We start from the raw sequence: 14,455 nt of genomic DNA on the forward strand, positions 1-14,455 counted from the left end.
AAACAAACTCTTTAATCATCATCAACCATTATGCCCATTTTCCTCCGTTTCCACCGTTTCGACCTTCGACTGAAACACACGTTTACCATTGCCCACGACTCCCGCGATGTTCAGCCATCGCTCATCATTGAACTCCGCGACGGCCCCCTGAGCGGTTTTGGTGAAGCGACTTCCAACAAATATTACGGCATTACGCTCGACCGCATGATCAACGACCTCGAAGGGATTCGCGGGTTGATTGAATCAGGCGAATGGATGACGGCTGAAGACCTGTGGCAACTAGCGCATGAGTCGTTGAAAGATAACCCGTTCGCCCAGTGCGCATTAGACGAAGCCGCGCATGATCTGGTGGCCAAACGCGCCGGAAAACCGCTCTATCGTCACTGGAATCTGGATGCCCGCCAAAATCCGATCACCGATTATACCATCGGGATCGATTCGGTGGAGAACATGGTGCGAAAAATGCAGGAATTGCCCTGGCCGCTCTACAAAATCAAGCTTGGTACGCCCGACGATCTGGCCATTGTTCGAGCACTTCGTCAACACACTGATGCGGTTTTTCGCGTGGATGCCAACTGCGCCTGGACCGCTGAAACCACCATTCAGTATGCGCCGGATTTTAAAGCATTAGGCGTTGAGTTTATAGAACAACCGCTCAAAGCCGATGACTGGGAGGGCATGAAGCGCGTGGTTCGGGAAAGTGTTCTGCCCGTTATTGCCGACGAAAGTTGCATTGTGGAAAGCGATGTCGAACGGTGCGCGGGGTATTTTCACGGCATCAACATCAAACTGACCAAATGTGGCGGTTTGACGCCCGCCCGGCGCATGATCGAAAAAGCGCGGCAACTGGGCCTGAAAGTCATGGTGGGTTGTATGAACGAAACCAGCGTCGGAATTTCGGCCATTGCGCAGTTGCTGCCCCTGCTCGATTACGTCGACATGGACGGTACGTTGCTCATTACCAACGATCCCGCAACGGGCGTCACCTTCGATTTTGGCCGGGTGATTTACGCCGACGAAAACGGAACGGGTGCGAATCTTATCCTCAATTCATGACCGAGCATTTTTTAATTGACCATTTACCCGGCCGAACCATCGACCTCGACGGGCAGGACTATTTGTTTTTCAGTGGAACCTCGTACCTCGGCATGGCGCAGAACCCGGCATTTCGGGCGTTGTTGATCGAAGGCATGGCGCAGTACGGCACGGTTTTCGGTTCGTCGCGCAACGGCAATCTGCAACTCCGGATTTACGAAGAAGCGGAGGTCAAACTGGCCGCGTTTGCCCGCGCCGAAGCGGCTTTGACCCTGTCGTCGGGCATGTTGGCGGGGCAGGCCGTCGTCAACTGGCTGAAAGGGCAGGATTTTGGGTTTCTATACGGCCCGAACGCCCATCCCGCCATCTGGCAGGAGCCGAACACCCGTTTGCCCACGCTTTCATTCGACGACTGGACGAAGCGATTGCTCGAGTTGGTGGCAACGGCCCCCACGCGGCACATCGTCATTGCGCTCAATTCGCTGGATGCCTTGTTTTCGGTTGGCTACTCGTTCGAGTGGGTCAATCAATTGCCCGCTGATCAGGAAATTACGTTGCTGGTCGATGACTCGCACGGTTTGGGCGTGATCGGCCCGGAAGGCAGTGGCATCGGATCGCAGATACCCCGGCGGGACAACGTCCGGCTGATTGTCACGGCGTCGCTGGCGAAGGCGATGGGTCTGCCGGGCGGGGTAATTTTTTCCGATTCCAAAACGCTGGCATCCATTCGCCGAACAGCTTTTTTCGGGGCCTGTTCGCCCACACCACCGGCTTACCTCTACGCTTTTGGTCAGGCTCAGGGACTCTACCACGCGGCCTTTGACCGGCTGCTTGAAAACATCCGGCGGTTTGAAAACCGGGTCGGCGATTCCGATTTATTTCAGCACATTCCCGCTTATCCGGTCTTTTATACTGCTCAGGATCAGTTATATTCGTCCCTGTTGGCGAACCGGATTTTTGTCTATTCGTTTGCGTATCCATCGCCCACCGACAAGCCCAACACCCGCATTGTCATCAACGCAATGCACCAACCGGAGGACATCGAACAACTAGGCGACTATCTGTATGGAAAAACGAGGTGAGTGTAAAGATAATCAGCATATTGCTCAGAAAATCAAAAGATTACTATCCGATTTTCGCCGACTTGCCCCTGAATCCCCTAAAGGGGACTTTGGGCATCCGGTTTATTCTACGTCCAAGTCCCCTTTAGGGGATTTAGGGGCAAGTCGGCGAAGGTGGTATGTTAGCATTCTTGCCATCCTAATTTCTCTTTCCGGCTATCAAACCACGGCCCAGCATACTGATAAATTTCTGGAAGGGTTCCTGAAAAAGAGTCCGGAATTGTTCGGTCGGGTTCTGAATAATCCGGCCAAATACGACGTTCAGATTATTTACACACAAATCAACCGCGACGAGAAAAACCGCCCGCTCTTTAAAAGTTACCACTACCGGCTCGATAAAGACCGGTATTTTTATCCCGCCAGCACCGTCAAACTGCCGGCGGTTTTGTTATCGCTGGAAAAAATAAATCAGCTCAGCAAAAAACAGCCCGGCTTATCGATTTACACGCCCCTGCTGACCGACTCGCTGGCTGGTATTCAGACTGCCGTCAGCGCCGATTCGACGGCAGAAAACGGGTTGCCGTCGGTAGCGCACTACGCCCGGAAAATCCTGATGGTCAGTGATAACGACGCCTTTAATCGGTTGTATGAATTTGTCGGGCTCTGCGAGATGAACGAACGGCTACGCGACAAGGGCTACCGGGATTTGCGCATCGTCCACCGGCTTTCCATTCCGCTGACACCCGAGCAAAACCGCCAAACCAATGCCATCCGATTGGTCAAATCCGATGCGGTTTTGTACCAGCAACCTGTGCAGCTATGCGACAAAATCTTCCGACCCGAGAAACCCATCCGCCGGGGCGTCGGCTACCTGAAAGGCGGCACGCTGGTGAAGGAGCCGTTTGATTTTACTGAAAAAAACTACTTTTCGCTCGAAGACCAGCAGGAAATGCTGAAGGCGGTTTTGTTTCCCGATGACGTGCCGGTGCGGAAACGATTCGACCTGACTTCCGACGATTACCGGTTTCTATACCGCTACCTGTCCCAATTGCCGCGCGAGTCAAAGTTTCCGGCCTACGATTCTACCTATTACGACAGTTATTGCAAATTTCTGGTGTTTGGTGATGCCAAAAGCCAAATTCCGCCCTCGGTTCGGATTTTTAATAAAGTGGGCGACGCCTACGGGTACATGATCGACAACGCCTATATCGTGGACTTTGACAGGGGCGTGGAGTTTCTGTTGTCGGCGGTGATTTACTGCAACGAAGACGGTATTTTCAACGACGATCACTACGATTACCAAACCGTTGGGTATCCGTTTATGGCGAATCTGGGAAGAATCATTTTCGATTATGAAGTCAAGCGGAAACGAATCAACCCGCCGGATTTGAGCCGGTTCCGGGTGAATTATGATCAATAGAAAAATGGAACGAAAAATTCAGTGACTTTTGATAACGGTTCAAGCGCCTAAAATGACGATTCATGTAACCATCAATTGAGATTGGGTGCGTTCAACGCTACGTTTGCAGCGAACAAAACAACTCTACTGATGAAAAAAATACTCGTTTTCCTGTTTGTACTCGGCGTATTGGCTGCTTGTAAAAAGGACAACAAAGACGATCCCAAACCCGATCAGCCTGCTGAACCGGCGGCCAAAGTGGCAGGAACGTATAAACTAAGCTCTTTCCACTTCATCAACGGCGCCAACGAAGTCGAACTGGAAAAATTACCCGTGGTGGAAAGCGGCAGAACAGTCGCTTCCGGAACGGTGAAACTGACCAAAAAATCGGATGGGAAAGTGCTGATGAATGTAAACCTTGTGATTGAAGGCGAAGGAACCATTCCCGTACTGGAAGACCTGGAGGTCGAAGTTCGGGAATCCGGGAAAGTTTTCGGGCTGTATGCCGATGGCGAACGGATTGGCGATGCCGACGGCGGTTTCATTATCTTTAATGTTTCCGGAACTTCCGAAACCGGCGACGAACTGCTGCTGTCTTTCAACGCGAATAAATAAAAAGTTTACGGTATACGGTTTTTGGTTTACGGTTGGCTGACGCATGCAACTATAAATGCGTCAGCCAACTGTAAACCAAAAACCGTATACCGTAAACTGTAAAAAGCCGGAGACGAATTTGCTTCCGGCTTTTGTATTTTTGTGCTTTCTGCCGACCGATGCTTGATTCAACCAGATTCAGAGCAATGAAAATTAGAAATTTGAATCATTCGGTATCGGTCTTTTCGCTTTCGTCGCTTATCTTTCTTCTTTTCTGGGTACCATGAAACGAATTCTTATTGGATTTTCGCTGCTTTTTATGATCTCCGCCGACGGTTTTACGCAATCCATCAGTCAGGTTGTTGATTCTGTTCGGAAGCAGTATGCCCCGGATAAACGGGTGGCGATTTTCAATGTGGAAGCTGATTCGTCGGGTCAACTGACCGGTTTTACCAACCTGCCCGAAGCCAAACAGGCCCTGCTCGCCCAACTAAAAGCCGCAGATGTGGCGGTTGTCGATCAGATTCAGTTGCTGCCCGCGCCGGTTTTGGGCGAAACGATCTACGCCGTTGCCAACGTGTCCGTTGCTAATTTGCGCTCCAACGCCCGGAATGCCGCCGAACTGTCCACACAGGCCCTGCTGGGCATGCCGCTGAAAGTATGGGACAAAGACCGTGGCTGGTACCAGGTGCAAACGCCCGATCAGTACATTGCCTGGACGGATGCGGGGGCCATCCAACTGATGACAAAAGCCGATTTTGAACAGTGGCAGTCGGCCGAAAAAATCATCTACACGCGGCCTTTCGGGTTTGTCTACAGCGAACCGGGCAAACGATCCCAAACCGTATCCGACATTGTGGCCGGGAATACGCTGGTGCTGGTCGGAGAAAACCGGCAGTATTTTCAGGTCCGGTATCCCGACGGCCGGACGGGGTATGTTTCCAAACGGGAAGCCCAGCGGTTTGATCGGTGGAAAGAAACCGCCAAACCCACGGAAGAGGCCCTGGTCAGCACGGCGAAAAGTCTGATGGGGATTCCGTATTTGTGGGGTGGCACCTCGGTCAAGGGCATGGATTGCAGCGGTTTTACGAAAACCGTCTACCTGCTCAACGGGCAGCAATTGTCGCGCGATGCCTCGCAGCAGGTGAACGAGGGCGAACTGATCGAAACGCCCAACAAAACCTTTGCCCAGCTCAAACCCGGCGACCTGCTGTTTTTCGGCGAACCCGCCACCGCCGATAAACCCGAGCGCGTGGTTCACGTCGCCATGTGGATTGGTAACAACGAGTTTATCCACGCATCAGGCCACATCCGGGTCACCAGCGTCGATCCCACCGCCCCGAACTTCGATGCCTATGAACTAAACCGGTTTCTGCGGGCAAAGCGGGTTTTGAAATAATTAATGATAAATGTAAAATGATGAACGCTAAATGTAAAAGTGAATGCTTCCAGAATACTTTTACATTTAGCGTTCATCATTTTACATTTATCATTTAAATTTTAAACCCCATGTCCACACCCGTTCCGGTTTACCCTCTTCAGGCTTTTCCCCGTCACGAGCCCAACGCGCTCTTTTATATGACGCGGCTGGAAAAACTGGTGCAGGAATTCAAGGGCATCGACAAACCGCATTCGCACACGTTTTACCTCGTGATGTGGATCATCAAAGGCAGCGGTACACACACCATCGACTTCAAAACGTATGCGATTGCGCCCTGCCAGCTTTATTTTCTGACGCCGGGGCAGGTTCACAGTTGGCAGTTGTCCGACGATGTGGAAGGGTTCAATCTGTTTTTCGAAGCTAATTTTTTCCGCAGCCGCTTCGGAAACCGACTGTTCCAGTATCCTTTTTTTCATTCTCACCAACACCAGCCCTTGCTGGAAGTCGCCGGAGAACCGGCGCTGTTCCGGGATTTGTTTCGCTATGCCTGGCAAGAATACGACGCCCGTCTGCCGAACCGGCCGGAGGTTTTTCTTTCGTTTGTCCACCTACTGCTCGAAACCGCCAACCGGCTGTATACCGAAAAACAGGCCGATACCGATACCCATCTTTTCGACAAAATCCGGCAGTATGAGGAATTGCTGGAACAACAGTTTTTAACGGTTCGGGAAGTGGCGGCTTATGCCGAACAGATGCATCTGACGCCCAATTATCTCAATCACATCTGCAAAAAAGTGCTGGGAAAAACCGCCAGCCAGTTGCTACACGAACGGCTGACCATCGAAGCCCAGCGGCTGTTGACGCATACTGCGCAGTCGGTAAAAGAAATCGGGTTTCTGCTGGGGTTCGACGATCCGTCTTATTTTGTCCGGTTTTTTAAAAAACACACCCGCCAAACACCCGCAGCGTTTCGCCAGTCGTTGATTGCCTGATCGTTGATTTGTACCATAGCTATCCGGTTCTGTCTTTTCGGAAGGAGAATTCATGACGTACCTTTGTTGCGTACCTGATGGCCGCCCGGCGGCTATTGGTGCATTAACGTCCGAAAGCCATGTTAAAAGATAATCGATTGTATAGCGTCGTGTTCAACAAATGTCCCCGTTGTCATCAGGGCGACTTTTTCATTACCAGCAGTGCCTACAGCCGCCGGTTTGATGAGATGCACGAAAACTGTTCGCATTGTGGGGAAGCGCTCATTCCGGAACCAGGATTCTACTGGGGTTCGATGTTCGTGAGTTACGCGTTTTACACGATCTACACCCTCCTTACCTTTTTCGTGTTCGTGAGTTGGCTGAAGGTCGATCTGGACTATTACCTGATGGGGCTGGTGCCCACCCTGGTGATTCTGACGCCCTATTTTTTCCGGCTGGCGCGCCGGTCGTGGCTGACGTTCTTCATCGCCTACGACCCGCAGAAAAACCGGGAAGCTAGTGGAAAACACCTGACAAGCTATTTGTGAGTTAACTTGAGAGAGCCCTGGAAGGGCGGTCTGTCAATAGGCAATAGCTACCACTACTGATGGATGCTATTGCCTATTGACAGTACAGGCCTCAGGCATTAATTCAAGCAACTTCTGAAGGTTTCGGCCTGATTCCGGGGCTTATTTCAAGCTTTGCAAATACGCTATACTTTCCGGCATTTGCTCCATCGAGCGCGACGATTCATCTTCGATAAAGTAGTGTTTGACGCCCGATTTTTTGGCCTGCTTCATAATCTCGGCAATGCCCAGATCGCCTTTGCCAATGGCAACGTTCGATTCCACGTCGACGTGGCCGGTGTTGTTGCCGGGCGTGCCGGGTTTCCGGTCTTTCAGATGCATCAGCGGGAAGCGGTTCGGGTATTTTTTCAGTAGTGCAATGGGGTCCTGACCGGGGTGTTTCACCCAGAATACATCCATTTCAAAGTTACAATAGCGGGGCTCCAGATTTTCGGCTAAATAATCGAAAAACGTGCCGTCTTTATACGGTTGGAACTCGTAGCCGTGGATGTGGTAACAGAACAGAATTCCGTGGTCTTTCAGGAGTTTTCCGGCGGTGTTGAACACATCGGCCGCCTTTTTGGCATCTTCCAGCGTAAAAACGTCGCCATTATGCGGAATCCAGGCACACATTACGTATTTGACGCCCAATGCTTTGGCTTCGGCCAGTACCTTCGGAACGTTGTTGGACAAATCCTCGTAGGAAGCCCCGGTGCTGATGGGCTTCAACCCGTTTTTTTCAACCAGTTTCCGAAATTCAGCGGGTTCCATTCCGTACGTTCCGGCCAGTTCGACTTCCCGGAAACCCATCTGACGGACTTTCGCCAGCATTCCGGGAACATCTTTCGGAAATTGTTCCCGGAAACTATACAATTGCAGGCCCACCGGCGACTTGGGTTGGGCTAAGGCCGTAGCCAGCAGACTGAAGGCAAAAAGGGTAGTAAAGAGAAGGTTTTTCATGGGTGTAGGCGTTTCCTGATCGGTTTTCAGGATTTATCGAAGGTCATAGTTAATCCTTAAATCTTTCTAATCACAGTTCATACAGTTTTATTTCGCACTTCGTACTTTCTTCACTTCCTCCGCCGTAATGGCATCGGCTTTGTTCCCAAAACTATTGCGAATGAAAGTCAGAACATCAGCGATTTCCTTGTCAGACAAAAAATCGTGGGCGGGCATCACATTGTCAAACGTTTCCCCGTTGATTTCGATCGGTTCCTGGAGTCCTTTCAGAATGACGTTGATCAGCCGGGTTTTGTCGCCCTGCACCCAGTCGGTTTGCTTCAAAGGCGGATTCAGGTTCGGAACGCCCCCGCCATCGGCCTGGTGGCAGGTGAGGCAATACTGTTCGTATACCTGGTGGCCCGGCCCGGCTTTTAACGCTGGTTTTTTAGTTTGAGCAAAAACGGTTGTTGTCAGAAAAAAAAGAATCCATATACACACAATTCTCATAACGCAAAGTTGGCTTTTCGTAAAGATAGACGATTAGAGCAAACCGTCCTTCACCTGCGTATCAAAAACGCCCGTCAGCACCTGCCCATTGCGTTTGACCTGCACCCAGATGCGATAATGGCCGGATCGGGGGAAAGCATACGGAAATTCGACCATGTTATTGACCTTCATCGGGTGCGACATTGCGGGCATCCCCGCCAGCAATAGCGCATTTTTTTCCGCTTCGGGCAATTGTTTCAGGCGGGCCACATAGCGGTCGATGCTGTCGCGGAATTGGGTGGCATCGGGATACTGAAACCGGCGCGTGGTGTCGGCAATGCGGTCGACCATAAAGGATTCGGCCGCCATCGAATACGTGCCCACCGGATGCAGGTGGATATACACCGTGCCGTCGGAACGCACAATGGCCGCGTGGCCACCCATGCCCAGATACGGTTCCAGCGGAGCCGGTTTTCCCATCGCGTCAGCAACGGCAAACTTGAGTACATAAGGCGTTCCGGCTTCCAAAACTGCAGCCGGTTTGTCGGTCCAGAGCATGGTCGAACCGTCGCTTAGCTTTGAACTGGCACCCGGTATGCCGCACAGCACCATGTCGTCGTCGAGGTGAGGCAAGCCCACAGCATTGGGTTTGACACCCATGGCTTCCGTCACCAGCCAGCTATCGTCCGGATCGGTTTCCGTCCGGTTTTTACCATCCGCAACGGTTTTTTTGGAAAAATCGGGAATCGTGATGGTGTCGGTCAATGTTTCTGCAAAACCGCTGCGGAACACCACATCGGCATACAGCAGATACTGGCCAGCAGGCAAATTGGGTAAGTTCGACTCAAACTGGTCGAGTTCTTTCCGGTCGGGGTGAAGGTGGGCAAAAGCATCGAGTCCGGGCGTTCGGGCCAGAAAAACGTGCATCAGCTTGCCGTGATCCGGCACGATGAAACCCAGGCGACGGCGTTTGATGCCGCCTTCGGCAAAGTGCGTGGTATCGATCCGGACGGTCAGAACCGCCTGACCGTCGGCTGCAACCTTCACGGTCGACTGAATGGGCGTCGGCGCATACAATTCGTGATTGCGGTAGCCATCGGCCCAGCTCGTCCACCACGTCCGCCAGCCGGTGAGACCAACGGCCATGAGAACGGCGGCAACGCCCATGCCGACCAGCCGTTTCCGGCCATAGGACTTCGGTACGGATTGTCCCGGTTTCAGCGTTCCGTCGGCCAGGCTGGCCCCCACCGTCGTAATGAAAAGTACGACCAGTAAAATGCCGAGGGCCGCCAAGCCGACGCCGGTTCCGGTGGGCATGGGCTCCATTTTGGTCGGAACCGAAAGAACCGGGGCCACCAGGGCGGCTTTCCCGTCGGGGCCGTCGATGTTCAGTTCGATGCTGGACGAGCCGGAATCCATCATCCAGACAACGCCCTCGTAGCGGTTTTCTGCCACCGCCTGAAGCTCGTCGTGAACCGGTGCGCCCTCGTCGCCGGACGAAAAATAGATCGGCCGGGCCAGAATGGACGATGCCCGGCCGCTTTCCACATAAACCGTCACCTTGGCCGTTCCGGGTACCACATCCGGCGGAATAACACTCACCAGCACCTGGTATTTTCCGGCCTGCTTCTGCACCAGCACGCCCGGGCTACCGATGTGGGCGAAAGCAATGAGCGAATGAGCGAATGAGAGAATGAGTGAATACAACAGGACCCGCACCAGGAAATTCTTCATTTTGAAAGGACGCACCATCTTACCTATTAACTCTTAACTCATAATTCTTAACTCTTAATCCTTAGCGTTGTACGCGTTTCATCCAGTTGCCCCATAGCAGCCCAATTCGGGCCGACACGATGGCGCACAGAATGGCAATCCCGATGCCTTTCAAAAAGTCCGGGGTCGACTGCAGCCAGTGGGGATGGAATTGGTGATGATACGGCCAGGTTGGATCTTCTCCGTATGACATGGAATCGGAAAAGAAAAAACCGTTTTGGGCGTAGGGAGACGTATGGAGAAATTCGCCGAAATACCACTGAACCACCGTGATCACCAGCATAAAAATCGTGCCGGTGAGCGCGGCCAGAAGCCAGTCGTTGAGCTTGCCGCCATCGAAGCGGTGGAGCAGTTTGTCGAGCACAAAACCGGGAATGACCAGCAAAAGCGGGAACATGAAGGCCTGGTAGTGGGTGATGGGGTTCAGGACCGGGCCGAGCCGGGGCGTGGCCGGGAAGAAAGGCAGAATCCAGCTCGGAATCAGCATCGTCAGCATGTAGGCAGCCGCCGTGAGGGTGATCGGATAGCGGAGTGACGACGCGCGGCCCACTGCCAGCAGGTAAAACGGAAACGCAATGCCGATCGTGATGTAGGAGGAGGAATGGTGGGAAGCCCACTGCCCCAGTTTTTCGGCGAGCATCGTATACAGGATGCTCAACAGCAAACCGGCGGCAATGGTAAACATGATCTTAAGCCGCTGCGCCTGTTTCTGATCCCGTTCACTGTCTGACAAAAGGTCGTTGGTCACCCGGTTTTGCAACGCCAGCACGCCGATCATGGCCCCGAATTGCACCGTCATCATGCCAATCAGCAAAACCGTATGCGGAGGAGTCAGAATCTGGACGTCAAGGCCGTAGGTGTTGTGCCACCAGTCGTCGAAGGGGGCGGAGGTCAGCATGGTCAGGGCGCCCCAGACGCAGTACATGGCACCCAGCGATCCGTAGAAAATGCCCCAGAACCGGACAGAACCGGTTCGCTCGGGATTCGTTTTGGCGAAGGTCAACTGCAGAATCTTAAACCCGGAAAAAGCACCCGCTACGACGGCTCCGACGTACATGAGCAGATGCGGGGGCGCAAACAGACCGTCGCGGCCAATGCTCATGTGCCACATAATGTCCCAGAGCAGTCCCCACACGATGCAGAGCGAGGAGAACACCACGGCGTAGATGTACGTGGGTATTTTAGTCCGTATAACCGGAGGAGAAAGGGTGGCTTGCATGAACGCGTTGTCGGTTAAAGGAATCGTGGGTAAATATAGGAAAAAGACCCTATAAACTGCATTAATCCCGATGCGGTTGCCACTGACTTTCGATTGCCCCAAAAAAGACTCGAAAGAATCCTTTTTGGGGCATGAATGATTAGCGTTTCATGATTTTCAGCGTGTGACTCTTTCCGTTGGTATCGACGCGCAGCAGGAGCAAGCCGGGTGGTTGATTCTGGATCGATACGGTTTGGCGTTCCACCGGTTTGGCCGCTTCAATCTGGTGTTCCTGGAATATCCGCCCGCTGGCATCGGTCAGTTGCCAGCGCAGCGGCTGGTATTCGGCACCCCGGATTTCAACTACCACCTGATCGCTAACCGGGTTGCCCAAAACCGTCACTTGTAACCCTTCGCTGCTTTCGGCCGACAGCCGAACCGGCGACGGACAGGTGAGCGGTTTGCCCGAATCCTTCAGGTCATAGGTCGAACCCGACACCCGGGCCCGAATCAAGTGCGTCGTGTTGTTTTTCAATTCATTCGGTACCTCAAAACTGTAGGCATGAGCCCCGTTGCCCTTCCCGGCATTCTTCAAATCCACCCGGTAAATATTGGCCACCACACTGCCCCAAACCGCACCGTCGGTATAAAATTCGACCGTCAGCGGGGTGTTGGGTTTGTTGCGGTCCCAGACCCAGCCGCGAATGGTGCCGCATTCCACTTTATCCAGGTAGCCTTCGAAACTACCGGTGACCGGTGTGGTCGCGGTTGGATTGACTGTCAGTTTGAAGCTCACCGAGTTGGTGGCTCCCTTGTCATCGGTGGCCGAGTAGGTCAGCACAAACAACCCGCTCGCCGTGGGTGTGCCGCTGATCTGCCGGGTGGCACTGGTGAAGGTTAAGCCGATGGGTAAGCTCACGAGTCCGTAGCTGAGGATACTGCCTTCGGGATCGGTGAAGGCGGGCAGGGTGGTGGTGAAAGCTACGCCCTGCTGAGCAGTCAAGGCTGTCATCGTGGGGGCGACGGGTTGTTTGTTGGTGGGGGGAGGAACAGTTCCTCCTTGACAGATCAGGGCTTTGGGGGAATCTTTCAGGAAGAAACCGCTGTCCTTGATGCGGGCCGAGAGGTAATGGACCTGTCCGTCTTTCAATGATTCGGGAATCGTCCAGCGGAAGGCATGTATGCCATTGCCTTTCCCGGCGTCTTTCAGATCCTGGCGAAATTCATTGGCCGGAATGGTCGTCACATAGTTAGGTCCGTCGAAAATATCTACGGAGAACACCGTATTGGGTTTGCTGCGATCCCAGGCCCAGCCGCGGAAGGTGGAGCAATCGGCACCATAAATAAACCCGTCGAAGCTGCCCGTTTCGGTAGGAGCGGTGATGATGATTGTGGCCGAACCGGGCGGACTGGAACAACTGCCGAGGGTGCAGGTAGCTGAATACACCAGCGTGCCAATGGCCGACGTGGGCACCGAAATGGTGGTGCCTGTGCCACTGGTGTTGTTTGAGCCTTTCCAGGTGACTGTTCCACTCGTGCAGCCAGTGACCGACAGCGACACGCCTGGGGTGTTTTGAAAAATTGGATGGGTGGAAACGTTTGACGTAATGGCAATGTCCGATGGAGCACAACTGCCTTCGAGCAGAATTAACCAAAGGTCATCCTCGCCACGATGGGGTGCAGTTTTGTCGCCGTCGTTGGTTGCCGAGGCCGAAACGCCGGTTAGCAGAAATGCCCCCGCAGTCGGTTCCATCAACGCGAACAATTCATCGTCTTCATCACCTCCCAGCGTTCTGTCCCATTGGGTGGTGCCGTCGGCCTGGAGTTTAACAATCCAGATATCACGGCCCCCTTTCGAGTCAGCGGTTTTCTCATGGCCGCTGTCCGACATTGACCAACCCCCGACTAAAAAGCCTCCATCGCTGGTGGAAAGGAGCGCGTAACACCGGTCATTCAAAGTTCCCCCCAGCGTCCGGTCCCAGCTAACCTTGTTGGTATTGTCGACCTTAACGATCCAATAATCTAATGGATCATTTTCATCCCCTCTGAAATCTTCCGATTTATCGCCACTTTTACCTGAATCGGAATAGCCCGCCAGGACATATCCCCCGTCAGGCGTCACTTCGATGCTATACAGGTATTCAAACTTATTCCCACCGATCGTTTTATCCCAGATTTTCGTACCATCCGGTTTTATTTTAACCACCCAGTAATCGTTACTGCCCTTGTTATTTTCAGTTTTGCCGGTCAGATCTTCCACTGGGGAAGCGAAAGAAATCGATACGCCACCCAGCAGATAGTTTCCGTCGGCCGTCGGTACAATCATGCGTAGTTCTTCTTCGAGGCTACCGCCAAAGGTTTGATCCCATTCCCGGTTGCCGCTTGCATCAATCTTGACAATCCAGAAATCGTAATCTCCTTTATATGCCGCCGTTTTATTGCCATTTACGGCAGATTCAGAATACCCGCCGAGTAGAAATTTTCCGTCCAAGGTAACGGCAATGCTCCGGAGGTTATCAATTCTGTTTCCGCCAAACGATTTATCCCATTGTTTGACCCCGTTGAAGTCGATTTTAACCACCCAGTAGTCGGCCTCCCCAAAGGAGGTACTGCTTTTGTTGCCATCGTTGGACGAATACGAATGACCGCCCAGCAGGTATCCATCGGTGGTTGCAACAATGGCTCGCAATTCTTCATCATCTGTTCCGCCGTAGGTTTTTTCCCATTGTTTGACGTGGTTGGCATCAAACTTCAGCAACCAGAAGTCTGCTCCTCCAAAAGCCTGTGCTTCTTTCGTTGAGCCGGGTTCAGCATCCGAATCGGAATGACCGCCCAGCAGGTAGCCACCATCGGCGGTTTTCAGAAAAACGCGCCCCGTTTCATTGCCGGAACCGCCGAACGTTTTATCGAATTTTTTGAGCGGCTGGGCCTGAAGGGCTCCTCCGAGACTGATGAGCAGCAGGAGCATAAGCTGGAAAAGGCGAATCCGGTTTTTTCTTTTTGTGAATCGTACATCGATTTTCATGCTTGGATGGTTTACAGGTGAGAA

General features: G+C 52.8%; 12 protein-coding genes. 7 read left to right on the plus strand and 5 right to left on the minus strand.

Features of this window, described 5'->3' with window-relative positions:
• The first annotated feature begins 30 nt into the window (after positions 1 to 30).
• From ACS5NO_RS06990 to ACS5NO_RS07020, 7 genes are all read left to right on the plus strand, one after another.
• Positions 31 to 1,056 (plus strand): dipeptide epimerase, encoded by a 1,026-nt coding sequence (locus ACS5NO_RS06990; protein WP_439414459.1) that lies wholly within the window; start codon positions 31 to 33, stop codon positions 1,054 to 1,056.
• Positions 1,053 to 2,117, plus strand: coding sequence for an aminotransferase class I/II-fold pyridoxal phosphate-dependent enzyme (locus ACS5NO_RS06995; RefSeq protein ID WP_439414460.1), 1,065 nt, complete (start codon positions 1,053 to 1,055; stop codon positions 2,115 to 2,117). The genes ACS5NO_RS06990 and ACS5NO_RS06995 overlap by 4 nt, the downstream gene beginning before the upstream one ends.
• Entirely contained in the window at positions 2,101 to 3,516 is a 1,416-nt protein-coding gene (locus ACS5NO_RS07000) for a serine hydrolase (RefSeq protein WP_439414461.1), read from the plus strand. The genes ACS5NO_RS06995 and ACS5NO_RS07000 overlap by 17 nt, the downstream gene beginning before the upstream one ends.
• Before the next feature lie 129 nt (positions 3,517 to 3,645).
• The gene (locus tag ACS5NO_RS07005; RefSeq protein WP_439414462.1) at positions 3,646 to 4,110 is read left to right on the plus strand and encodes a hypothetical protein; all 465 of its coding nucleotides are present in this window, start codon (positions 3,646 to 3,648) and stop codon (positions 4,108 to 4,110) included.
• Between the two features lie 262 nt (positions 4,111 to 4,372).
• The gene (locus tag ACS5NO_RS07010; protein ID WP_439414463.1) at positions 4,373 to 5,488 is read left to right on the plus strand and encodes a C40 family peptidase; all 1,116 of its coding nucleotides are present in this window, start codon (positions 4,373 to 4,375) and stop codon (positions 5,486 to 5,488) included.
• Between the two features lie 110 nt (positions 5,489 to 5,598).
• Entirely contained in the window at positions 5,599 to 6,462 is an 864-nt protein-coding gene (locus ACS5NO_RS07015; protein WP_439414464.1) for a helix-turn-helix domain-containing protein, read from the plus strand.
• 119 nt (positions 6,463 to 6,581) lie between these two features.
• Entirely contained in the window at positions 6,582 to 6,989 is a 408-nt protein-coding gene (locus ACS5NO_RS07020) for a DUF983 domain-containing protein (protein WP_439414465.1), read from the plus strand.
• Positions 6,990 to 7,130: 141 nt separating this feature from the next.
• Here the strand turns inward: ACS5NO_RS07020 and ACS5NO_RS07025 are convergent, their stop codons facing one another.
• The 5 genes from ACS5NO_RS07025 to ACS5NO_RS07045 all read right to left on the minus strand — a co-directional run bounded on the left by ACS5NO_RS07025 (position 7,131) and on the right by ACS5NO_RS07045 (position 14,431).
• On the minus strand, positions 7,131 to 7,967 hold the full coding sequence (locus ACS5NO_RS07025; protein WP_439414466.1) for a sugar phosphate isomerase/epimerase family protein: 837 nt from the start codon (positions 7,965 to 7,967) through the stop codon (positions 7,131 to 7,133).
• 87 nt (positions 7,968 to 8,054) lie between these two features.
• Positions 8,055 to 8,456 carry a c-type cytochrome gene (locus tag ACS5NO_RS07030; protein WP_439414467.1) on the minus strand — a complete coding sequence of 134 codons (402 nt, stop codon included), beginning with the start codon at positions 8,454 to 8,456 and terminating at the stop codon, positions 8,055 to 8,057.
• Positions 8,457 to 8,489: 33 nt separating this feature from the next.
• The gene (locus ACS5NO_RS07035; protein WP_439414468.1) at positions 8,490 to 10,169 is read right to left on the minus strand and encodes a DUF8832 domain-containing protein; all 1,680 of its coding nucleotides are present in this window, start codon (positions 10,167 to 10,169) and stop codon (positions 8,490 to 8,492) included.
• A 61-nt stretch (positions 10,170 to 10,230) separates the two neighbouring features.
• Positions 10,231 to 11,427: a hypothetical protein gene (locus ACS5NO_RS07040; protein WP_439414469.1), complete on the minus strand. Its 1,197-nt coding sequence runs from the start codon at positions 11,425 to 11,427 to the stop codon at positions 10,231 to 10,233.
• A 139-nt stretch (positions 11,428 to 11,566) separates the two neighbouring features.
• Positions 11,567 to 14,431: a putative Ig domain-containing protein gene (locus tag ACS5NO_RS07045; protein ID WP_439414470.1), complete on the minus strand. Its 2,865-nt coding sequence runs from the start codon at positions 14,429 to 14,431 to the stop codon at positions 11,567 to 11,569.
• Between the last annotated feature and the right edge of the window lie 24 nt (positions 14,432 to 14,455).

Source organism: Larkinella fluvii, from assembly GCF_051857545.1.
GTDB lineage: Bacteria > Bacteroidota > Bacteroidia > Cytophagales > Spirosomataceae > Larkinella.